Source organism: Bradyrhizobium sp. 1 (genome assembly GCF_023073315.1).
Taxonomy (GTDB): Bacteria; Pseudomonadota; Alphaproteobacteria; order Rhizobiales; family Xanthobacteraceae; genus Bradyrhizobium.
Map to the genome: position 1 here is coordinate 676,348 of NZ_JADPJH010000034.1, position 20,562 is coordinate 696,909.

Consider the following 20,562-nt stretch of genomic DNA (forward strand, 5'->3'; position numbering starts at 1 on the left):
GTACCTGAGGCCGATCTCATCGTGGATCCCGCGTCCGACACGGGCGCCTCATCCACCCCGTGTCGTGCCCCCGACCCCGCCCGGCTGTCCCCCCGGGCGGGGTCATCTGTTTCTGGGCCCGGGAATTTGTTGCAGTCCCGTCACACAGCGATGCCAACGATTCCCTGCGGCAATCCGCACCAGTTGCTATTGCGAATTAATCGCAATAAGGTTTGCAGCAAGCTGAGGGGCTTGGGAAGAAATCGCGTGGAATCGGGATCATCCGATCCGATCGCGGCGGCAACCAAGACCTGATGACAGGGCGGCTGCGAATCGGCAGGGATGTTGGTTGCGGCGGATGGGTCCATTCGCGTTTGGGGGCGTGCGTTTTGACGTTGAGAGGTCACCGTTACAAATATTTGCGGACGGCCGCGGCGATTGCCTCGGGCGTGATGGCGTTTCCGGGCGCAGGCTTTGCCGCCGACCTGCCGCTGAAGGCACGCACCGCGAAAACCCTCTACGACTGGACCGGCTTCTATGTCGGCGGCCATTCCGGCTATGGCGATGCGAGCTTTGGAGCCGGCACCAATGCACTGCCCTTGCAGGGCGTGATCCTGCCGCCAAGCGCGACTGGACTGAACGGCGGCTATCAGCTCGGCTATAATCGCCAGCTCGCAAACCGCGTGGTGCTCGGCATCGAAGCGGACTCCACCTTCAGTGGCGCACGCGACATCGTCGCGCATGAGCGGTCACCGGCGCCCTTCAACACCACGATCGACTATGTCGGCACCGTGCGCGGCCGCATCGGTTATGCGTTCGACCGTTTCATGCCCTTCGTCACCGGCGGTTTCGCCTGGGGCCACACGCATATCAACGTCAACGATGCCGACGGAATCTCGGAGCTGTTTCCGGTCGGAAAGTATCAGACCGGATGGACGGCGGGACTCGGCCTCGAATTCGCTGTCAGCGGCAATTGGACCGCAAAGGCCGAATACGATTACGTCGCGTTGTCGCGCCGAAGCTACGACCTCAGCAGCTTTGGCCTCGGCAATGTCGATGTCGAGCCGCGCGTTCACCTGTTCAAGCTCGGCCTCAACTACCAATTTGGCGATACGCCCTGGATGGCGCCGATCAACGGCAAGACGAAACTGCCGGAATCCAGTGACTGGAATGTCCACGCGCAGACGACCGTGCTGCCGCAGGGCTACGGGCCGATCCACTCGCCCTATGCAAGTCCGCAGAGCCTGCCCGGCGGAGGCCAGTTTCAGGCGACGTGGACCACGACAGCCTTCCTCGGCGCGCGGCTGTGGGACGGCGGCGAGTTCTATTTCAATCCGGAGTTGGCCCAGGGTTTTGGCCTCAACGGCACGCTGGGACTTGCGGGCTTCTCGAACGGCGAGGCGCAGAAGGCCGGCGCGCCGTTCCCGAAGATTCGCGCGCAGCGCTACTACTTCAAGCAGACTTTTGGCCTCGGCGGCGAGCAGGAAGAGGTCCCGGACGCTCCGAACCAGCTTGCCGGCAAGCGCGACATCGACCGCGTCACACTGATCGTCGGCCGCTTCGCCGTCGGTGATTTCTTCGACGGCAACTCATACGCAAAAGACCCCCGCGCCGACTTCATGAACTGGGCGATGTGGGCCTCGGCCGCATACGACTTCCCCGCCGACCTTCCGGGTTACACCCGCGGCGCTATTGTCGAGCTCAATCGCAAGGACTGGGCCGTGCGCGGCGGTCTGTTCCAGGTCCCCGATGCGCCCAACAGCGATACACTGGTCTACAAGACGGGCGGCGCGGTCGTCGAATTCGAGGAGCGCCATGCGATCTTCGAGCAGCCGGGTAAACTGCGCGTCGGCGCTTTTACCAACAGCGGCAACACCGCGAACTACAATGACGTCGTTGCGCAGGCGGCCGCCAACCCCGCGCTCGACATCAACGCCATCGCGACCGCGAACCAGCGCACGCGCTCCAAATACGGCTTCTACGTCAATCTCGAGCAGCAGCTCGTCAACGATGTCGGCCTGTTCGCCCGCGCGAGCTGGAACGACGGCCAGAACCAGATTCTCTCCTTCACCGATATCGACCGCAGCGTTTCAGGCGGCCTCTCGGTCAAGGGCAGCCGCTGGGGCCGGCCGGACGATACGATCGGCATCGGCGGCGCCATCAACGGCCTGTCGGACGCGCATCGCGCTTTCCTTGCCGCAGGCGGCACCGGCCTGCTGATCGGCGACGGCCAGCTCAACTATCGCAACGAACGTATTCTCGAAGCGTATTACGCCTACTCCGTGGTCAGGAACGTGACCCTCACCGCCGACTATCAGCTGATCGTCAACCCCGCCTACAACGCCGATCGTGGACCGGTGTCGATCTTCTCGGGACGCTTGCACGCCGAATTCTGACCGACTCCACCGTTCCGGTGTGACAATTTGGGTCGGAACCGGGCAAATCGCGCATGGAGTTCATATATAAGGGGCTCGGCCCGGCGTCCGCCGGGCTCGATATCCCTCACCGTTGCGCAAAATGTTGTCCGTCGAAATCATCATCGTCGTCGTCCTGATCGTCATCAACGGCCTGCTGTCCATGTCCGAGCTGGCCGTGGTGTCGTCCCGCCCGGCCCGGCTGTCGATGCTCGCCGCCAAGGGCGTGCGCGGCGCCGAGCGGGCGCTGACGCTGGCCGCCGATCCCGGCAAATTCCTCTCGACGGTGCAGATCGGTATCACGCTGGTCGGCGTGCTCTCGGGCGCGTTTTCCGGCGCGACGCTCGGACAGCGGCTGACGCTATGGCTGGTCGAGCTTGGTCTCTCCCCCGGCGTTGCCGACATCGTCGGCGTCGGCCTCGTGGTCACGCTGATCACCTATGCGACGCTGATCGTCGGCGAGCTGGTGCCGAAACAGGTGGCGCTGCGCGACCCCGAGAGCATCGCGGTCAAGGTTGCGCCGGCGATGCACTTGCTGGCGAAGGTTTCGCTGCCGCTGGTCTTCCTGCTCGATCTCTCCGGCAAGCTGATCCTCACGCTGCTCGGCCAGGGCGGCAAGTCCGAGGAGAAGGTCTCGGAGGACGAGATCCATCACCTCGTCAGCGAAGCCGAGAACGCAGGCGTGCTCGAGTCGGGCGAAAAGGAGATGATCGCGGGCGTGATGCGGCTCGGCGACCGGCCGGTCGGCGCGATCATGACGCCACGCACCGAGGTCAACGAGATCGACCTGCGCGATACCCCGGAGGCCATTCACGAGACCATCGTCAAGAGCCCGCATTCGCGCTTTCCGGTCTCGGACGGCGATCGCGACAAGCCGATCGGCGTGCTCCAGGCCAAGGATCTGCTGATCGCCTATATGAGCGAACGCACGCCCGATCTGCGCGCGTTGGTGCGCGAGGCGCCCGGCATCCCGGCATCGGCGGACGCGCGCGATGTGCTGGCCATCCTGAAGGCCGCGCCGGTTCACGTCGGTCTGGTCTACGACGAATACGGTGCCTTCGAAGGCATGGTGACGACCGCCGACATCCTCGAATCAATCGTCGGCGCCTTCCATTCCGAGGAGGGGCCGCCGGAGCCGGCCTATGTCAGACGCGCCGACGATTCGCTGCTGGTCGCAGGCTGGATGCCGGTCGATGAGTTCGGCGAGCTGCTCGGCATCGAGCTGCCGCCACACCGCTACAACACGGTGGCGGGCCTGGTGCTGCAACAGTTCAGCGTGCTGCCAAATGTCGGCGATGCGTTCGACTTCGCCGGCTGGCACGTCGAGGTGGTCGACCTAGACGGCCGAAGGATCGACAAGATTCTGGCGAGCCGGCTCAGTGAGGTCGAGACCGGGTGAGCGCTGTCTTTTCCTTCGAGCGAAAATTTAATCGCTCATCCCCTACCCGAACCTCACCCCGATCCGCTTCTCCTTGCGCCAGACCACCGTGCAAGCCAGATGCTTTCCGTCGGCCTGGATGAACAGGGTGAAGTGTTCGGGGATGCCGACCGGGCTGGTGACATCGAGGGCTGCACCCGTGTCCGAGAAATTGCGGACGGTGCAGGAGATCGCGCCGCCGCCGAACTCGATGGTTCCGGCCTTCAGCACGCGGTGCCTGGTTTTATCGCGTCGCTCGTCCATGGGGCCAATTTACACCCAAAGCTGACACAGACCTTAAAACCTCAACCCTTCCCTGTGAATTCGGACTGCCACGGCACCGGTCGGTACCATGCGGTGGATCGCCTAAAGCGCGATGAGATGGGAATAAATCGTCATCGCGCTTCAGGTTGTTGTTTGAGCATGATCTTTTCGGAAAACCGCTTCGCACTTTGCGCTAACGCGGCCCTCCAGGTCCGGATCATGCTTTACATCGCCGGCTGGAACGTCCCGGTCTGCGCCATGCGCCAGGCGTCGCGAAACCGCGGGTCTTCGGTGCCCTCGATCAGTTCGCCCGGACGCAGCGACGGATAGAGCTGCGCGAAGGATTGCACATGGGTCGTCGAGGTGCGCTGGCTGAAGTGGACCGGGCGGAGCTGCTGCGGATGTTCGAGGCCGGCCGCGGCGATCAGCTCGGTCAGCGAGTGCAGCGTCGCGTGATGGTAATTGTGGACGCGATCGATCTTGAGCGGCACGTAGAGCGCGCGCGCCCGGGTCGGATCCTGCGTCGCGACGCCGGTCGGGCAGCGGTCGGTGTGGCAGCTCAGCGACTGGATGCAGCCGAGCGAGAACATGAACCCGCGTGCCGAGTTGCAATAGTCAGCGCCGATCGCCATCGCGCGCGCCATGTCGAAGGCGGTCGCGATCTTGCCGGAGGCGCCGATCTTGATGCGGTCGCGCGCGTTGATGCCGATCAGCGCGTTATGGACGAAACTGACGCCCTCGCGCATCGGCATGCCGAGATGATCCATGAACTCCAGCGGCGCGGCGCCGGTGCCGCCTTCGTTGCCGTCGACGACGATGAAATCCGGATAGATGCCGGTCTCCAGCATCGCCTTGCAGATCGCCAGAAATTCCCAGGGATGGCCGATGCACAGCTTGAAGCCGGCCGGCTTGCCGCCGGAGAGCTTTCGCATTTCGGCGATGAACTGCATCATGCCAACAGGCGTCGAGAAGGCGCGGTGCGAGGCCGGCGAGATGCAATCCTCGCCCATGGCAACGCCGCGGATCTTTGAAATCTCCTCCGAGACTTTTGCCGCCGGCAGCACGCCGCCATGACCGGGCTTGGCGCCCTGGCTGATCTTGAGCTCGACCATCTTGATCTGGTCCTGGCTCGCAACGCGCGCGAAGGCCTCCGGATCGAAGGTGCCGTCAAGATGGCGGCAACCGAAATAGCCCGAGCCGATCTCCCAGATGATGTCGCCGCCCATCTCCTTGTGATAGGGGCTGAAGCCGCCCTCGCCGGTGTCGTGGGCGAAGCCGCCCTTCTTCGCGCCGGCATTGAGCGCGCGCACCGCATTTGGGCTGAGCGCGCCGAAGCTCATGGCCGAGATGTTGAACACCGAGGCCGAATACGGCTGCTTGCAGTCGGGACCGCCGATGGTGATGCGGAATCTCTCCTCCGCATGCGCCTTCGGCGCGACCGAGTGATGCATCCACTCATAGCCCTCGCGGTAGACGTCCTCCTGGGTACCGAACGGCCGCTTGTCGAGCTGCATCTTGGCGCGCTGGTAAACCAGCGAGCGGGTATCGCGCGAGAACGGCATGCCGTCCTTCTCGCTCTCGAAGAAATACTGCCGCATCTCCGGGCGTATCTCTTCGAGCAGGAAGCGCATGTGCGCCGAGATCGGGTAGTTGCGCAGGACCGCATGGCCCTTCTGCATGAGATCGCGGATGCCGAGCAGCGTCAGGGCACCGAAGATCACGATCGGGATCAGCAGGATGTCGAAGATCTTGCGGTCGGCGATGCCGATGCCGATCAAGAGCGCAGTGACCACCGCGCAGATCGTCAGGATGATGAAGCGCGGCGAAAATGGAAGCAGCAGGGTTTCCATCAGCCCTTCGGGCGAAGCTTGCGTCTTGTTCTCGTTGGCCACGACCACGTCCCTCTCGTCAGACTGACGGGGTATAATACGCCCGCGCCACGTCCATGGATATGACGCGGGTGGCTTGAGGCTACCGAATTCGGATGCTGCAAATCAATCGGTCCGGACACGTGTTTTTGCAGTGCAATAGATTCAAATGAAATGACAGATCAGTGACCATGCGGCTGCGCCTCGTGCGGAATCACGCCGTGCCGCTCAAGGCCGCCTTGCGCCAGCCAGGCATCAGTGCTCGCGACCGCGCGCTCGATATGGTCGTCCGTGCGCGAGAAATCGTAAGGTGACCCCACCAGCGGACAGAGCGGCGGCACCACGACATATTCGATGTCGGACGCGAGCCCTTCGAGCTCGGCCACCAATTGTCGCGCGATCAGCAGCGTCAGCGCATGCAGGGCGTTGGCGACAGCGCCGATCGGCGGATCCTTCACCGCGCAGGCGTGCCCGGTCGGCAGCACGACCAGCCGTTTTGCGCCTTTCTGGATCGCGACCCGGACCGGCGTGTTCGAGGAGAGCGCACCGTCGGCGAGGTAACGATCACGATAATAGACCGGCGAGAATGCGCCGGGAATCGCGGTGGACGCCAGGATTGCCTCCACTGTCGATCCCTCCGACAGCACCACGCTCTCGCCGGAGACGAAATCGGTGGTCACGATGTGCACGGGCAACGCGGCATCTTCGAGCTTGCGATAGGGTATATGGTCCTCGACCAGCTTGCGGACGCCGTCATGGGGAATCAGGAAATCCCGCCGCCACATGAATCCGGCGAGGCTCTTCCAGGTGACCGGGAAGACGTCATGACGCTTCAGCCCGCGCCAGACCGCTTCAAGCCCGAGCACGCCCTTGAGCGAGGGATCGCCGGCATAAAACGCGCCGTTGATTGCGCCCACGCTGGAGCCGACCACGAGATCGGCGACGACCCCGTGCCTCACCAGCGAATGCATCATCCCGACCTGGATCGCTCCAAAACTGCCGCCGCCCGCCAGCACGAAGGCAGTCGGCTTCGGTGGACGGCCATGGTCGATCACGGACAAGGCGTGCGCAGCTCCCCAGCTCTCGCATTGCAGCATCGCGGCGAGATTTTGGCACGAGCATATAGCAGCGCTCAGGAAGGCGGCGCCAATAACAAAGTCGGGGGATGATGGTAAGAGGTGGTGGCTGGTGAGTGTGCGAGCCGCGCCTCTCGCCACACTCTCCGCTGTCATCCCCGCGAACGCGGGGATCCATAACCGCAGGGAGAGGTTGTAGCGCGAAGCTCTCAACTCCGAGTCGTCGCCAAACGACTTCCTGTGGCTATGGGTCCCGGATCTGCGCTTACGCTTGTCCGGGACGACACTGATGTTGTGGCTAACGTGCCGCGATCGAACCCGAGCCGCGCTTAGCGCTCGACGAACGCCTTCTCGATCACGAAGTGACCAGGCTTGTTGCCGCTTCCCTCGATGAAGTCGCGGCCTTCGAACATCACCTTCAGCTCTTCGAGCATCGCCGGGCTGCCGCACATCATGACGCGGTCGGTTGCAATGTCGAGCGGGCCCTGGCCGATGTCGTTGAAGATCTGCTCGGAGTTGATGAGGTCGGTGATGCGGCCGCGGTTCTTGAAGGGCTCGCGGGTCACGGTCGGATAATAGATCAGCTTGTCCGCAAGCAGCTCGCCGAACAGCTCGTCCTCGCGCAGGGAGGCAACGAGCTTCTCGCCATAGGCGAGCTCGGAGACCTGGCGGCAGCCGTGGACAAGCACGATGCTGTCGAACTGGTCATAGACCTCGGGGTCCTTGATCAGGCTGGCGAACGGCGCGAGGCCGGTGCCGGTCGAGAGCAGCATCAGCCGCTTGCCGGGGATGAGATTGTCGGTGATCAGCGTGCCGGTCGCCTTGCGGCCGACCAGGATGGTATCGCCTTCCTTGATCTTCTGGAGGCGCGAGGTCAGCGGGCCGTCCTGAACCTTGATCGAGAAGAACTCGAGCTCTTCCTCGTGGTTGGCGCTCGCCATGCTGTAGGCGCGCAGCAGCGGACGGCCGTCGATCTCGAGGCCGATCATCGCGAACTGGCCGTTCTGGAAGCGGAAGCCGGTGTCGCGCGTGGCGCGGAAGCTGAACAACGTGTCGGTCCAGTGCTGGACGGACAGAACCTTCTCTCGGTAAAACGCGCTCATGATTTTCGATATTCCGAATAATTGCGGTTTTAGGGCAAAAGCGTTGCCCGGCCCTGAAAACGGGCGGACACCATTGCCATGGCGGAGGATTTCTTGGGTGTGATCTACGCCATTGAGACCAATAATCAACCTCGTTTCGGATGCAATTGATGCCGATCAAACCGGCATTTGCGCGGGAAACGGCCGCATCATTAACGGATTTGCTGCCCAACCTGCCCTGAGGGCAATTTCTTTTCCCTGTGAGGTGCAATCGCAGCACTTAATTTCCGTCTTGCTCGCGAGAAGTTCATTAAGAATAGCTCTGATTTTCACCCCGGTTTGGCGCCGTTTCCCGCATTTTTGCGGCTTCTGGCGACAGGAATGAAGAAGACACATGGCAGACGGCGAGCGGATCTTCGTCCAGGCGATCAGGCGCTATTGCGCGGCCCATGACATCGCGATCGATATCCGCTCCGGTGGCTGGCTGATTGCGATGCGCCGGGGCGGTCAGCGGCACTTCGCGTTCGGCTATGACATCGGCCTCAACAGCGCCATTGCGCATCGCCTCGCCAATGATAAATCGGCAACCGCCGAGGCGCTGACGCTGGAGGGTGTGCCCTCAATTCCTCATCACCTCTTCCTCAATCCAAAGCTGGGCAAGAATATTGTTGGCCTCGCCTGGCGGGAGGCCATGCTTGAGCTGCTTGCCGACCATCCGCAGGGCGTGGTGGTGAAGCCGAACGAGGGGACATCGGGGCGCTCGGTGTTCAAGGTGACGACGGAGGCGGAGCTCGACCACGCGGCTGGGGAGGTTTTTTCGATGAGCGCCGGGCTCGTGATCTCGCCCTATGTCGCCATCGAGGACGAGGTCCGTGTGGTGCTGCTCGATGATGTGCCCCTCGTCGTCTATAGCAAGCAGCGTGGCGCGGATTGGCGACACAATCTCGATGCCGGCGCAAAGCCGGTGCTGATGGAGGACGGCGAGGCTCGAACGGCTTGCGTGAAGCTCGCCGCCGATGCCGCGAGCGCGATCGGCATCACCTTCGCATCGATCGACGTGGTGCGCGTCGATGACGAGTGGCGCGTGCTCGAGATCAATTCCGGCGTGATGATGGAAGCGCTGGCGAAGCTATATCCAGAGCTGGCGCAGGCGACGTATGACGCGGCGCTGGACCGGGTGTTTGGGGAAAATTAGCAGCCGCGAGCACGGTGCAATCCTTCTCCCCCTGTGGGAGAAGGTGGCGCGAAGCGCCGGATGAGGGGTTGCCTCAGCGAACTCGAATGAGAGTGGCACGCGCGGAGAGAATCCCTCACCCGTCTCGCCCCTACGCGGCGAGCCACCCTCTCCCGCAAGGGGAGAAGGTGCACCGAGCTCGCCGCCTAATTATTCGCGCTGGCCGAATCGTCCATCGCCTTGAACGCCTCTTCCAATTGCAGCGAGATCGGCACGTTCAGCCGTTCGCCGGTTGGAAGCCTCGCCGTGAACCATTTGTTGTAAAGGGGCACGAGATCGCGGTTGGAGCCGAGCTTGCGGAAGGTGCGCTCGACCACGGCCGAGAGTTGCGGCTCGCCCTTGCGGAACATGATGCCGTAGGGATCGTAGGACAGATAATCGCCGGTGACGCGGAACTTGTCCTGTGCCTTGTGGCGCGCGATTAGGCCCGACAGGAGAATGTCGTCGGTCGCGAACGCATCGGCCTTGCCGTCGGCGAGCATCTGGAACGACTGCTCGTGATCGGCCCCGACGGCGATCTTCAGCCCTAGCGAGAGCTTCTTGTCGGCCGCCTGGATCGCCTGCTCGTTGGTGGTGCCCTTCGTCACCACGATGGTCTTGCCCTTCAGATCGGTCAGCGACTGGACGCTGGACGCCTTCGGCACCATCAGCTTGGTGCCGGCGACGAACATCAGCGGCGAGAACGCGACGCGCTTGCCGCGCTCGGCATTGGCCGTGGTCGAGCCGCATTCCAGGTCGATCTTGTTCTGGAGCACCGCGTCGATGCGATCGTCCGAGGTGACCTTGACGTAGTCGATCTTCAGATTGGGATCGTCGATCTCGACGCCGATCTCCTCGACGATGGCCTCGCACAATTCGAGGCTATACCCGATCGGGCGACCCGACTGGTCGAGGAAGGAGAACGGCGGCGAGCTTTCGCGATAGCCGAGCCGCACGGTGTGCGCAGTCTTGATGGCCGACAGCGACGGGCTAAGCCCTTCGCTGCCGCCGGTCTGGGCGGAGGCACCGTTTGCCAGCAGACATGCTGCCAGCAACAGGCCGCCCGAAATCGCCTTTGAAAGGTGCATGTCGCACTCCGATCAATGGCCGGCCATCGCAGGCACTTCGCCGGGGATCATGTCGTCGGGCACGCCGTCACCCGCTCCGAGCTCGTGCTCGGGCCCGAGCTCGCCTTCCCACTTCGCCACGACAGAGGTCGCCAGCGTGTTGCCGATCACGTTGGTGGCGCTGCGGCCCATGTCGAGGAAGGTGTCGATGCCCATGATCATCAACAAGCCCGCCTCGGGGATGCCGAACTGCGACAGCGTCGAGGCGATCACGACGAGGGAGGCGCGCGGCACGCCGGCGACGCCCTTGGAGGTGATCATCAGGGTTGCCAGCATCGCCAGCTGCGTCGAGAGCGACATCTCGATGTGATAGGTCTGCGCGATGAAGATACTGGCGAAAGTGCAGTACATCATCGTGCCGTCGAGATTGAAGGAATAGCCGAGCGGCAGCACGAAGCTCGATATCCGCGACGAGGCGCCGAACTTGTTCAGCCCCTCCAGCGTCTTCGGGTAGGCCGCTTCAGAGCTCGCGGTGGAGAACGCGATCATCAGCGGCTCGCGGATCAGCTTCAACAGATGGCTGTAGCGCGGTCCGATCACGACGAAGCCCACGATAACAAGGATGCCCCACAGGATCATCAGCGACAGATAGAAGCCGCCCATGAAGACGATGAGCTTCCAGAGCACCAGCAGGCCGTTCTTGGCGACGGTCGCGGTGATGGCGGCCCACACCGCGATCGGCGCGAACAGCATCACATAGCTCGTCACCTTCAGCATGATGTGGCCGATGTCGTCGATCAGTGCCAGGATCGGCTTGGAGCGCTCGGGCATCGAGCCCATCGCCACCGAGAAGAACACGGCGAAGATCACGATCTGCAAAATCTCGTTCTGCGCCATCGCGTCCGCGATCGAGGTCGGGATCAGATGGGTCAGGAATTTCTCGAGCGAGAAGGCCGAGACCGGCAGGCCGGTCGATTGCCCCGCCGCGGGCAGCGTGCCCGGGAAGTTGGCGCCGGGCTGCAACAGGTTCACCATCACGAGGCCGAGCAGCAGCGAGATGAAGGAGGCGCTGATGAACCAGCCCATGGTCTTGGCGAAGATGCGGCCGAGCTTGGAGCCCGAGCCCATATGCGCGATGCCGCCGACCAGGGTCGCAAACACCAAAGGCGCGATGATCATCTTGATCAGGCGCAGGAAGATCACGGCGATCAAATTGATGGAGGAGGCCCAGTCGCCGCGCGTATCGGGCATGAAGTTGTAGATCGCCGAGCCCATGATGATGCCCAGCGCCATCGCGGCCAGAATGTATTGCGTAAACCTGTTCGACATCGAAACACCCCCACACCACCGATTGCTTCATGATGTCGCAGATATGACAACGACGCAACACGCTTGGCGGGTGGCCGCTTGGGGAGGATGTTCCCGTTGCGAAACCGACGCCCACGATCTAGCCTTCACGCAGCGCACAACGAATGCGGCTTGCACGTTTTCTTTGCGGCAGCTGCATCAATAATCGTCAAATAAACGGAGGGAAACACCATGAGCAGCAGCAGCAATCGTCAGATTCTTCTGGTGGAAAAGCCCAGCGGCAAGCTTGGCCCTGAACATTTCAGGATGGTCGAGGCGGCGATGCCGGAGCCGAAGGACGGTGAGGCCTTGCTGCGCGTGCGTTACATCTCGCTCGACGCCGCCAACCGCGCCTGGATGCATGGCGCGACCTATCGTTCAGCCGTCGAAGCCAACAGCGTGATGGCCGGCGGCGCCATCGCCGAGGTCGTGAGTTCGAACGCGCCGGGCCTCGCGCCCGGCGACATCGTATTCGGCGACACCGGCTGGCAGGAATATGCCGCGGTGCCGGCGAAGCATCTCACAAAAATGCCGAAGCTCGAGCCGATGACGCATCTGCTCAGCGTATTCGGCATCGCCGGCCTCACCGCCTATTTTGGGCTGCTGGAGATCGGCAAGCCGAAAGAGGGCGAGACGGTCGTGGTGTCCGCGGCCGCGGGCTCGGTCGGCTCGATCGTCGGACAGATCGCCAAGATCAAGGGATGCCGCGTGATCGGCATCGCCGGCGGCGCGGACAAGTGCAACTGGCTGACTAGCGAACTCGGCTTCGATGCCGCCGTCGACTACAAGGACGGCGCGGTGTTCAAGGCCTTGCGCGCGGCGGCGCCCAAAGGCATCGACGTCTATTTCGACAATGTCGGCGGCGACATTCTGGAAGCCTGCCTGCCGCAGATGAACAATTACGGCCGCATCGCCTGCTGCGGCGCGATCTCGCAATATGACGGAGCGCCCTCGGCGCACGGCCCGCGCGGCGTGCCCGGCCTGATCGTGGTGAAGCGGCTGGTCATGCAGGGCTTCATCGTGATGGACTATATGAAGGACAGTGCGCGCGCACTCGCCGACCTGCAAGGCTGGGTCAAGTCCGGCAAGTTGAAGGTGCAGGAAGACATCATCGACGGCCTCGAGAACACGCCGAAAGCATTGATCGGATTGCTCGCCGGCGAGAACCGCGGCAAGCGCATGGTCAAGCTCTAGCGACGTATTGTTCGAGCATGATCTGCGCGCAAACGCGTTTCGCGTTTGTCGCGCGGGAAAACCGCTGCACACTTTGCGCTAACGCGGCCCTTCGGGTCCGGATCATGCTTACGTCGCAATTACAAAGGCATTATCTACTTGCGGTTGAGGTCGAGGCGGCCAATGATGCCGCACGCGGCATCACCCGCGACAATTGTTTGCATCACTTTTAATAAGACGTCGGCGTTACCGACAGGGCAGGAATTCACTCAAATGTTCAACACGTTGAAACATGCTTCAACGCGCACCGCGTTGCTCGCCGCAACTCTCTTCGCAACTGCAGCAGGCGCATTCGCGCAGGCGCCGACCGAGGCTCAGAAGAGCGCCATCCGCTCCGCATGCCGCTCGGACTTCATGGCGCATTGCTCGAGCGTGACGCCCGGCGGCGTGGAAGCGTATCAATGTCTCCAGAAGAACATGTCGAGCCTGTCGTCGGGATGCCAGACCGCGGTTCGCGCGGTCGAGCCGGCCGCGGCGCCCAAATCTGAACCTGCAAAGACCGAAGCGGCACCGGCTAAATCTGAACCGGCAAAGACGGAAGCAGCGCCGGCCGCCGAGCCCGCAGCCAAGCCGGCAGCTTCAGCCGCTCCAAAGGCCGCAGCCGCAAAGCCGCCGAGCAGCGCGCAGGTCGCCGCGGTCAAGAGCGCGTGCCGCGCCGATTATCCCAAAGTCTGCGCCAGCGTGCCGCCGGGCGGCGCCCCTGCGCTCGAATGCCTGGAGAAGAACAAGGCGAAGGTGTCGGCGGCCTGCGCGAAGGCCGTGACCGCCGCGACCGGTGGCGGCGGCCCAACAGCCGCAGCGCCAGCGGGCGGTGCTGCACCGGCTGCTGCAGCAGCACCGGCGGCCGCGCCCACCGTGATCGTGCTTCGTCCGCTGCGGCCGCGCGAAGAACTGTTCATCGTACGCTCGGCCTGCGGCGCCGACATCCGCACGCTCTGCGCCGGCGTCGCACCCGGCGGCGGCCGTATCGTGCAATGCATCGCAAGCAATGCCGCGTCGCTGTCGCCCGGCTGCAAGGACGTGCTCGCCCCGTTCGCGGCGCGATAGCGCAACGCGCGATACTGATCGGCGGCCGCGCACGAATTTTCGCGCCCCTGTTGCGACAAGCCTTCGCTGATATCGATTTCAATCAAGACAAGAGGACAATATGCGTTCATTGCTGCTCATCGCTCCCGCGCTCCTCGCTTTCGGCGCGACCATGACCTTCGAGGCTGCCGACGCCAATGCGGTGGTGTGCGCCCGCGGCGTCTATCGCGCCGGTTGCGCCGGGCCGAACGGCGCCGTGGTGGTCCGCAGGCCGGTTCCGGTGGTCCGCTGCACCAGGGTGCTGGTGGACGGGGTCTACGTGAAGCGCTGCGTCTGACGCGCGAATAGCCAAGCCGTCGCGGTTTGGCTATGATTTGCAATGTCACTGCTTCGGACGCTCGCCATGCGCGCGTCCGGGCATGGGCTTTGGCGCGCCTTCGATAATTCCGCTGGCGTGGGAGGCCGGAGCCCATTAGGCTACCCCTAGATAGTAAGTATACTGTCAATTAGGGAGGCAGACGTTGCGGATCGCCGTGATTGGCGGGGGCCCCGGTGGGCTCTACTTCGCCTATCTCTGGAAGAAGCGTCACCCTGAGGATCAAGTCGACCTGTTCGAACAGAACCCGGCCGACGCGACCTGGGGCTTTGGCGTCGTGTTCTCCGACCAAGCGCTGGAATTCTTGCGCGCGGACGATCCGGAGACGGTCGACGCGATCGCGCCGCATATGGAGAGCTGGGAGAACATCACGCTGAACCTCGCCGGCGACAACATCGCCATCGACGGCGTCGGCTTCTCCTCGATCGGCCGGCTCGAGCTCTTGCAGTTCCTGCAGCAGCGCGCGCTCGATGCCGGCGTCACGCCGCGGTTCGACACCCAGATCCACGCAATCGACCAGCTCAACGGCCATGACCTCATCGTCGCCGCCGACGGGCTGAACTCGCTGGTGCGCCGCGCCTATGAGGGCGATTTCGGCACGTCGCTGTCCTACTCGTCCAACAAGTTCGTCTGGTACGGCACCTCGAAGCGCTTCGACACGCTGTCCCAGACTTTCGTGAAGACCGACCGCGGCGCCTTCAACGCCCACCACTATCGCTACTCGCCGACCATGAGCACTTTCCTGGTCGAATGCGATCACGCGACGTGGCAGGCCTACGGCTTCGCCTACAAGGACGTCGAGCAGTCCAAGGGCGTCTGCGAGGAGGTGTTTGCCGACACGCTGGGCGGCCATTGCCTCGTCTCCAACAAATCGGTGTGGCGCAATTTCCCCTGGGTCTGGAACGAGCACTGGTCGTTCAAGAACATGGTGCTGATCGGCGATGCCCTGCACTCGGCGCATTTCTCGATCGGCTCGGGCACGCGGCTTGCGATCGAGGATGCGATCGCATTGGTCAAGGCGCTGGAATCCGATGCGCATCTGACGACCGCGCTGCATCGCTACCAGGCCGCGCGAAAGCCGGTGGTGCAGAAGCTGGTCAATGCCGCCCGCACCAGCGCCTTCTGGTACGAGCACTTCGCCCAGCACATGCAGCTCGATCCGGTGGACTTCGCCTACAGCTACATCACCCGCTCCGGGCGCATCGACGATGCACGCCTGCGCCATATGTCGCCCGCCTTCATGGCGCGTTACGAGGCCGCCAAAAACGGTGGAGACGACGGCGGGGATGCGACATGAGCAGCGAAATTCGCGACCAGGTTTCCGCCGACAGCGCGGGCGCCCGCGAAATCGGCTTTGCCGTCCCGCAAACCTACAACGCCAGCCGTGTGCTGTTTGACAATCTCGCCAAGGATCATGGCGACAGGCTCGCGCTGATCGGCCCGGCGGGCACGCGCACCTACGCAGAGCTCTGCACGGACGCTTGTCGGTGGGGCAATGGCTTCACCTCGCTGGGCCTGAAGCGCGGCGACCGCGTGCTGCTGTTCCTCGACGACACGCCGGCTTATCCTGCCGCCTTCTTCGGCGCGGTGCGCGCCGGTTTCGTGCCGCTGCTCATCAATACGCTGACGCCGCCGGATCTGCTGCAATTCTATCTCGCCGATTCCGGCGCGACGGTCGCAGTCGCCGAGTCCGAGTTCTCTACGCGCTTCAATGCCGAGGCTTGCAAGGACACGCGCCTGCGCACGCTGATCGTCGTCAACGGCGAGGTCGGCGATCACGCCGCGCCAGCGGCAGTTGGAGCGGCAAGCTGGCTCGCCCAATTTCCGACTGAGCTGGCCGAAGCCGACACCCATCGCAACGAGATGGCGTTCTGGATGTACTCCTCCGGCTCGACCGGCCGGCCCAAGGGCATCGTGCATCTCCAGCATGACATGGCCTATAGCGATGTCGCCTTCGCGCAGAACGTGCTGAAGCTGACGCCCGGTGACATCTGCTTCTCGGTGCCGAAGATTTTCTTCGCCTACGGTTTTGGCAATTCCGTCACCTTCCCGTTCTCGGCGGGAGCAGCGACGCTGCTGTTGCCGGGCCAGCCAAAGCCGGCGTCGATCTTCGCGGCCATCGAGCGGTACCAGCCGTCAGTCTTCTTCGGCCTACCGACGCTCTACACATCACTGACCAAGGCCGAAGGCGCGGACAAGACGAACTTCTCGTCGCTTCGCATGTCGCTCTCCGCGGCCGAGGTACTCTCGGCCGAAGTCTTCAACGGCTGGAAAACTCTCACCGGGCTCGAAATCGTCGAAGGCCTCGGCTCGACCGAGGTGCTGCACATCTATCTCTCCAACCGCCCCGAACGGAAAAAGCTCGGCGCCGCGGGCTTGCGCGTGCCCGGCTACGAGGTCGCGCTGCGCGACAAGGACGGCCGCGACGTCGCCGACGACGAGGAAGGCATCTTGTGGGTGCGCGGCGATTCCAACACGCCGCTGTACTGGAACCGGCCGGACAAGTCCGCCGAGACCATTCGCGAGGGCGGCTGGATCTACACCGGCGACCGCTTCGTCCGCGATGCCGACGGTTTTCACTTCTTCCGCGGCCGCGCCGATGATCTGATCAAGATCTCGGGCCAATGGGTCTACCCGCTCGAGGTCGAGCTGTGCCTCGCCGATCATCCCGACATCCGCGAATGCGCGGTGTTCGCCGCCGAGCTGCCGGACCGGCGCATGACGCTGAAGGCGGCGGTGGTGATGAACAACCGCGCCTGCGATCAAGGCGAAGTGACACGAAAGCTGCAGGACTATGTGAAGGGCAAGCTCTTGCCCTACAAATATCCGCGCGAAGTGATCTTCATCGACGAGCTGCCGAAGACGGGCACGGGCAAGATCGACCGACAGGCGTTGTTGCGGATGTAGCAGCCGCGGTGCCGTGCCCCGGACGCAGTGCAGCGCGAAGCGATGCGCTGCAGAGCCGGGGCCCACGCTTCAGCACCACGCTCCCAAATATTCTGGGTCCCGGCTCTGCGCAGCAGCGCAAGAGCGCAGCAGCGCGTCCGGGACACGAGGCATTGGAAGCCTCACCCCGCCTTGCCCAGATGCTCCAGCGCATCCTCCGCCCGCAACGGCACCCGCGAGGCCTCGTTGTTGAGATCGACGAGCTGCGCCATCAGCCCCATCAGCGCCTTCCGATCGGCAGGTTTGAGCGGCTCCAGCATGCGCGCCTGGGCGCGTTCGACGGCGGGGATGATCTCGCGCAGGATTGCGGCCCCCGACCTGGTCAGATGGAGCAGCTTGATCCGCTTGTCCTCGGGCGCCGGCTTGCGCTCGACAAAATCCTTGGCCTGAAGACGTTCGATCACGCTGCCGAGCGTTGAGCGGTCGAAGGCGATCACCGCCGACAGCCGTGTCGCGTCGATGCCGGGATGGGTGTGGATCGCGATCAGCGCCGCATATTGCACCGGCGTGAGATCGAACGCCTTGCACTCCTCCATGAAGATCGAGACCGCGATCTGCTGCATGCGCCGGAACAGATAGCCTGGTGCGGCATAGATGGCGTCGATCGTGATTGGAGGAGAGGGCTTACTCGGCATCGGGTTGCTTCTCCGGAGCGGCATTGGCAAAGGCCGGCAGCGCTTTCGCCGCGGCTTCCGCCTTCAACAGGCGCGGATAGGCGGAGACATCGACGCCGAAGCGGCGCGCATTGGCGAGTTGCGGCACAAGGCAAAGATCGGCAAGCGTCGGCGCGTCCCCGAAGCAGAACGACCCCGGCTCGTCCCTGATCAGCGTCTCGCAGGCCGACAGCCCCTCGCGGTTGACCCACGCGGCCCATTCCTGGACCTTCTCCTCCGCGAGGCCAAGCTCGCGCAACCGGGCCAGCACTTTCAAATTCTGCACCGGGTGGGTGTCACAGGCGATCGCCAGCGCGAACGCCCTCACTTTTGCGCGTTGCAGCGCATCCTTCGGCAGCAGCGGCGGATGCGGGTGGGTTTCGTCGAGCCATTCGATGATCGCGACCGATTGGGTCAGCACCGCACCCACATCGTTCTCCAGCGCCGGCACCAGCCCTTGCGGGTTGATGGCGAGATAGGCCGGCGCGCATTGCTCGCCCTTGCGAAGATGATGCGGCAGGTGCTCGGCCCCGAGGCCCTTGAGGTTCAGCGCGATCCGCACGCGGTAGGCGGCGCTGGAACGGAAATAGCCGTGCAGCTTCATCAAAACCCTCCCATTTTCGTCCTTGTCCGTCACGTTGACGCTACCTAGACCGTCAGTATACTGTCAATCAACAAAACGACGGGAGCAGCAACCATGGAAGCCGTGACCAAGACGCCGGAACGCGAGGCGTTCTACAAGAAGATCGACGGCGAAAATCTCACCGCGCTGTGGACGGTGATGAGCGATCTGATCACGCCGGAGCCGAAGAGCGCCTGCCGCCCGCATCTGTGGAAGTTCGACATCATCCGCGACTACATGACCGAAGCAGGCCGACTGATCACCGCCAAGGAGGCCGAGCGGCGCGTGCTGGTGCTGGAAAATCCCGGCCTGCGCGGCCAATCAAAGATCACGACCTCGCTCTATGCCGGCGTGCAGATGGTGGTGCCCGGCGATGTCGCGCCCGCGCACCGGCACAGCCAGTCGGCGCTGCGCTTCGTGCTCGAAGGCAAGGGCGCCCATACCGCAGTCGACGGCGAGCGCACCGCGATGGAGCCGGGCGACTTCATCATCACGCCGTCGATGACCTGGCACGATCATTCCAACGAGACCAGCGAGCCGATGTTCTGGCTCGACGGTCTCGACATCCCGCTGGTGCAGTTCTTCGACTGCTCCTTCGCGGAAGGCTCCAAGGAAGACCAACAGAAGATCACAAGGCCCGCCGGCGACAGCTTTGCCCGCTACGGCCACAATCTGCTGCCGGTCGACGTGAAGCGGAGCTCAAAGACCTCGCCGATCTTCAGCTATCCCTATGCCTACACGCGCGAAGCGCTGGAGAAGGCGAGGACGAGCCAGGAGTGGGACGCCTGTCACGGGTTGAAGCTGAAGTTCAGCAACCCCGAGACCGGCGATTTCGCGATGCCGACCATCGGCACCTTCATCCAGCTGCTGCCGAAGGGTTTCAAGACCGCACGCTATCGCGCGACCGATGCGACGGTGTTCTGCCCGATCGAGGGCCATGGCCGCAGCCGCATTGGCGATGCCGTGTTCGAATGGGGCCCGCGCGATCTGTTCGTGGTGCCGAGCTGGCAATGGGTGACGCACGAGGCGGATGCGGATGCCGTGCTGTTCAGCTTCTCGGATCGGCCGGTGCAACAGAAGCTGGATTTGTTTCGGGAAGATCGCGGCAACGCGTGACGCTCTCGTAGGGTGGGCAAAGGCGCAACGCGCCGTGCCCACCATCTTCCCATGATCGAGAGAGGTGGTGGGCACGCTTTCGCTTTGCCCACCCTACGGCGGCTGCGCTCGCAATGACGGGCTTGGCTAGCGCCAATGCAGCAATTTGATCTCCAGAAGATTGATCACCTTCCCCACCACCAGCCCGAACACCGACAAAATCACCACGCCCGCGAGCAGCTGATCCGTCTGCATCAGATTGCCGGCCTGAAGCACGAACGCCCCGATGCCGTATTGCGCGCCGATCATCTCGGCGCTGACGACAAGCAGCAGCGCCACGGATGCCGTGATGCGGAAGCCGGCGAGGATTGCGGGCAATGCGCCCGGCCAGACCACCTTGCGCACGATGGTGGCGAAGGGAACGTTGAAACTCTGGGCCATGCGGATGAGGTTGCGCGGCACCGCGTCGACGCCGCTATAGACCGAGATCGCGGTCGAGAAGAACACACCGAGTGCAATGGTCGCGATCTTCGGCTCTTCGCCGATGCCGAGCCAGAGGATGAGAAGGGGCAGCAGCGCGATCTTGGGGATCGGGAACAGCGCCGAGATGAAGGTGATGCCGACGCTGCGCGCCAGCCGCGACAGGCCGATGGCGAAGCCGACGGCGACGCCGGCTGCCGTTCCCAGCACCCAGCCGACACCGATGCGGAGGAGTGAGGCCGAGAGATGCTGCCACAGCGAGCCCGAGATCGCGAGCTGGTAGATCGCCCGCGCGATCGCCGAGGGCGCCGGCAGGAACAGCGGATTGACCAGACCCGTGCTGCCGGCAGCTTGCCAGATCGCGATGACGAGGGCGAGCGCGATCCAGCCACCAAAACGGCTCC

18 protein-coding genes are annotated in these 20,562 nt (G+C 63.5%); 9 read left to right on the forward strand and 9 right to left on the reverse strand.

All coding sequences use genetic code 11. From position 1 onward, the window contains the following. Positions 1 to 431 precede the first annotated feature (431 nt). Together IVB29_RS33185 and IVB29_RS33190 are read left to right on the forward strand one after the other, a co-directional pair. Positions 432 to 2,375 carry a carbohydrate porin gene (locus IVB29_RS33185; RefSeq protein ID WP_247507696.1) on the forward strand — a complete coding sequence of 648 codons (1,944 nt, stop codon included), beginning with the start codon at positions 432 to 434 and terminating at the stop codon, positions 2,373 to 2,375. Between the two features lie 121 nt (positions 2,376 to 2,496). Next, positions 2,497 to 3,792 carry a hemolysin family protein gene (locus tag IVB29_RS33190; RefSeq protein WP_247507615.1) on the forward strand — a complete coding sequence of 432 codons (1,296 nt, stop codon included), beginning with the start codon at positions 2,497 to 2,499 and terminating at the stop codon, positions 3,790 to 3,792. A gap of 42 nt (positions 3,793 to 3,834) precedes the next feature. Here IVB29_RS33190 and IVB29_RS33195 read toward each other — a convergent pair whose 3' ends face one another. The 4 genes from IVB29_RS33195 to IVB29_RS33210 form a co-directional block, all read right to left on the reverse strand. Continuing rightward, positions 3,835 to 4,074, reverse strand: a complete 240-nt coding sequence (locus IVB29_RS33195) for a PilZ domain-containing protein (RefSeq protein WP_247507616.1) — start codon at positions 4,072 to 4,074, stop codon at positions 3,835 to 3,837. Between the two features lie 224 nt (positions 4,075 to 4,298). Continuing rightward, positions 4,299 to 5,924, reverse strand: a complete 1,626-nt coding sequence (locus IVB29_RS33200; protein WP_247507697.1) for an FMN-binding glutamate synthase family protein — start codon at positions 5,922 to 5,924, stop codon at positions 4,299 to 4,301. 200 nt (positions 5,925 to 6,124) lie between these two features. Next, positions 6,125 to 7,039 (reverse strand): patatin-like phospholipase family protein, encoded by a 915-nt coding sequence (locus tag IVB29_RS33205; RefSeq protein WP_346731316.1) that lies wholly within the window; start codon positions 7,037 to 7,039, stop codon positions 6,125 to 6,127. 308 nt (positions 7,040 to 7,347) lie between these two features. Next, positions 7,348 to 8,121, reverse strand: coding sequence for a ferredoxin--NADP reductase (locus IVB29_RS33210; protein WP_247507617.1), 774 nt, complete (start codon positions 8,119 to 8,121; stop codon positions 7,348 to 7,350). A 373-nt stretch (positions 8,122 to 8,494) separates the two neighbouring features. On the opposite strand from IVB29_RS33210, the gene IVB29_RS33215 reads away from it, so the two are divergent. Then, the gene (locus IVB29_RS33215) at positions 8,495 to 9,295 is read left to right on the forward strand and encodes a RimK-like protein (protein ID WP_247507618.1); all 801 of its coding nucleotides are present in this window, start codon (positions 8,495 to 8,497) and stop codon (positions 9,293 to 9,295) included. A gap of 185 nt (positions 9,296 to 9,480) precedes the next feature. Here IVB29_RS33215 and IVB29_RS33220 read toward each other — a convergent pair whose 3' ends face one another. After that, positions 9,481 to 10,401, reverse strand: coding sequence for an amino acid ABC transporter substrate-binding protein (locus IVB29_RS33220; RefSeq protein ID WP_247507619.1), 921 nt, complete (start codon positions 10,399 to 10,401; stop codon positions 9,481 to 9,483). 12 nt (positions 10,402 to 10,413) lie between these two features. Then, positions 10,414 to 11,709 carry a dicarboxylate/amino acid:cation symporter gene (locus IVB29_RS33225; RefSeq protein WP_247507620.1) on the reverse strand — a complete coding sequence of 432 codons (1,296 nt, stop codon included), beginning with the start codon at positions 11,707 to 11,709 and terminating at the stop codon, positions 10,414 to 10,416. Positions 11,710 to 11,919: 210 nt separating this feature from the next. On the opposite strand from IVB29_RS33225, the gene IVB29_RS33230 reads away from it, so the two are divergent. The 5 genes from IVB29_RS33230 to IVB29_RS33250 all read left to right on the forward strand — a co-directional run bounded on the left by IVB29_RS33230 (position 11,920) and on the right by IVB29_RS33250 (position 17,269). Next, the gene (locus tag IVB29_RS33230) at positions 11,920 to 12,921 is read left to right on the forward strand and encodes an NADP-dependent oxidoreductase (RefSeq protein ID WP_247507621.1); all 1,002 of its coding nucleotides are present in this window, start codon (positions 11,920 to 11,922) and stop codon (positions 12,919 to 12,921) included. A 252-nt stretch (positions 12,922 to 13,173) separates the two neighbouring features. Beyond that, positions 13,174 to 14,007 carry a cysteine rich repeat-containing protein gene (locus tag IVB29_RS33235; RefSeq protein WP_247507622.1) on the forward strand — a complete coding sequence of 278 codons (834 nt, stop codon included), beginning with the start codon at positions 13,174 to 13,176 and terminating at the stop codon, positions 14,005 to 14,007. Positions 14,008 to 14,107: 100 nt separating this feature from the next. Continuing rightward, positions 14,108 to 14,323, forward strand: a complete 216-nt coding sequence (locus IVB29_RS33240; RefSeq protein ID WP_247507623.1) for a hypothetical protein — start codon at positions 14,108 to 14,110, stop codon at positions 14,321 to 14,323. Positions 14,324 to 14,507: 184 nt separating this feature from the next. Continuing rightward, positions 14,508 to 15,659, forward strand: a complete 1,152-nt coding sequence (locus IVB29_RS33245) for an FAD-dependent monooxygenase (protein ID WP_247507624.1) — start codon at positions 14,508 to 14,510, stop codon at positions 15,657 to 15,659. Continuing rightward, positions 15,656 to 17,269, forward strand: a complete 1,614-nt coding sequence (locus IVB29_RS33250) for a benzoate-CoA ligase family protein (protein ID WP_247507625.1) — start codon at positions 15,656 to 15,658, stop codon at positions 17,267 to 17,269. The genes IVB29_RS33245 and IVB29_RS33250 overlap by 4 nt, the downstream gene beginning before the upstream one ends. A gap of 161 nt (positions 17,270 to 17,430) precedes the next feature. Here the strand turns inward: IVB29_RS33250 and IVB29_RS33255 are convergent, their stop codons facing one another. Further along, positions 17,431 to 17,943: a MarR family transcriptional regulator gene (locus IVB29_RS33255; protein ID WP_247507626.1), complete on the reverse strand. Its 513-nt coding sequence runs from the start codon at positions 17,941 to 17,943 to the stop codon at positions 17,431 to 17,433. Beyond that, the gene (maiA, locus tag IVB29_RS33260) at positions 17,933 to 18,565 is read right to left on the reverse strand and encodes a maleylacetoacetate isomerase (protein ID WP_247507627.1); all 633 of its coding nucleotides are present in this window, start codon (positions 18,563 to 18,565) and stop codon (positions 17,933 to 17,935) included. Before maiA ends, IVB29_RS33255 begins: the two co-directional genes overlap by 11 nt. Before the next feature lie 93 nt (positions 18,566 to 18,658). Here maiA and gtdA point away from each other — a divergent pair, with 93 nt between their 5' ends. Next, complete coding sequence (gene gtdA, locus IVB29_RS33265) at positions 18,659 to 19,699, forward strand: gentisate 1,2-dioxygenase (RefSeq protein ID WP_247507628.1); 1,041 nt, start codon at positions 18,659 to 18,661, stop codon at positions 19,697 to 19,699. 126 nt (positions 19,700 to 19,825) lie between these two features. Here the strand turns inward: gtdA and IVB29_RS33270 are convergent. Further along, the coding region (locus IVB29_RS33270; RefSeq protein ID WP_247507629.1) for an ABC transporter permease at positions 19,826 to 20,562 on the reverse strand (737 nt) is incomplete at its 5' end.

What these genes read in the sequence shown, in the direction of transcription:
- IVB29_RS33185 (WP_247507696.1), top strand. Translation starts at nt 432, where the DNA reads ATGGCGTTTCCGGGCGCAGGCTTTGCCGCCGACCTGCCGCTGAAGGCA.
- IVB29_RS33190 (WP_247507615.1), top strand. Translation starts at nt 2,497, where the DNA reads ATGTTGTCCGTCGAAATCATCATCGTCGTCGTCCTGATCGTCATCAAC.
- IVB29_RS33195 (WP_247507616.1), bottom strand. Translation starts at nt 4,074, where the DNA reads ATGGACGAGCGACGCGATAAAACCAGGCACCGCGTGCTGAAGGCCGGA.
- IVB29_RS33200 (WP_247507697.1), bottom strand. Translation starts at nt 5,924, where the DNA reads ATGGAAACCCTGCTGCTTCCATTTTCGCCGCGCTTCATCATCCTGACG.
- IVB29_RS33205 (WP_346731316.1), bottom strand. Translation starts at nt 7,039, where the DNA reads ATGCTGCAATGCGAGAGCTGGGGAGCTGCGCACGCCTTGTCCGTGATC.
- IVB29_RS33210 (WP_247507617.1), bottom strand. Translation starts at nt 8,121, where the DNA reads ATGAGCGCGTTTTACCGAGAGAAGGTTCTGTCCGTCCAGCACTGGACC.
- IVB29_RS33215 (WP_247507618.1), top strand. Translation starts at nt 8,495, where the DNA reads ATGGCAGACGGCGAGCGGATCTTCGTCCAGGCGATCAGGCGCTATTGC.
- IVB29_RS33220 (WP_247507619.1), bottom strand. Translation starts at nt 10,401, where the DNA reads ATGCACCTTTCAAAGGCGATTTCGGGCGGCCTGTTGCTGGCAGCATGT.
- IVB29_RS33225 (WP_247507620.1), bottom strand. Translation starts at nt 11,709, where the DNA reads ATGTCGAACAGGTTTACGCAATACATTCTGGCCGCGATGGCGCTGGGC.
- IVB29_RS33230 (WP_247507621.1), top strand. Translation starts at nt 11,920, where the DNA reads ATGAGCAGCAGCAGCAATCGTCAGATTCTTCTGGTGGAAAAGCCCAGC.
- IVB29_RS33235 (WP_247507622.1), top strand. Translation starts at nt 13,174, where the DNA reads ATGTTCAACACGTTGAAACATGCTTCAACGCGCACCGCGTTGCTCGCC.
- IVB29_RS33240 (WP_247507623.1), top strand. Translation starts at nt 14,108, where the DNA reads ATGCGTTCATTGCTGCTCATCGCTCCCGCGCTCCTCGCTTTCGGCGCG.
- IVB29_RS33250 (WP_247507625.1), top strand. Translation starts at nt 15,656, where the DNA reads ATGAGCAGCGAAATTCGCGACCAGGTTTCCGCCGACAGCGCGGGCGCC.
- IVB29_RS33255 (WP_247507626.1), bottom strand. Translation starts at nt 17,943, where the DNA reads ATGCCGAGTAAGCCCTCTCCTCCAATCACGATCGACGCCATCTATGCC.
- maiA (WP_247507627.1), bottom strand. Translation starts at nt 18,565, where the DNA reads ATGAAGCTGCACGGCTATTTCCGTTCCAGCGCCGCCTACCGCGTGCGG.
- gtdA (WP_247507628.1), top strand. Translation starts at nt 18,659, where the DNA reads ATGGAAGCCGTGACCAAGACGCCGGAACGCGAGGCGTTCTACAAGAAG.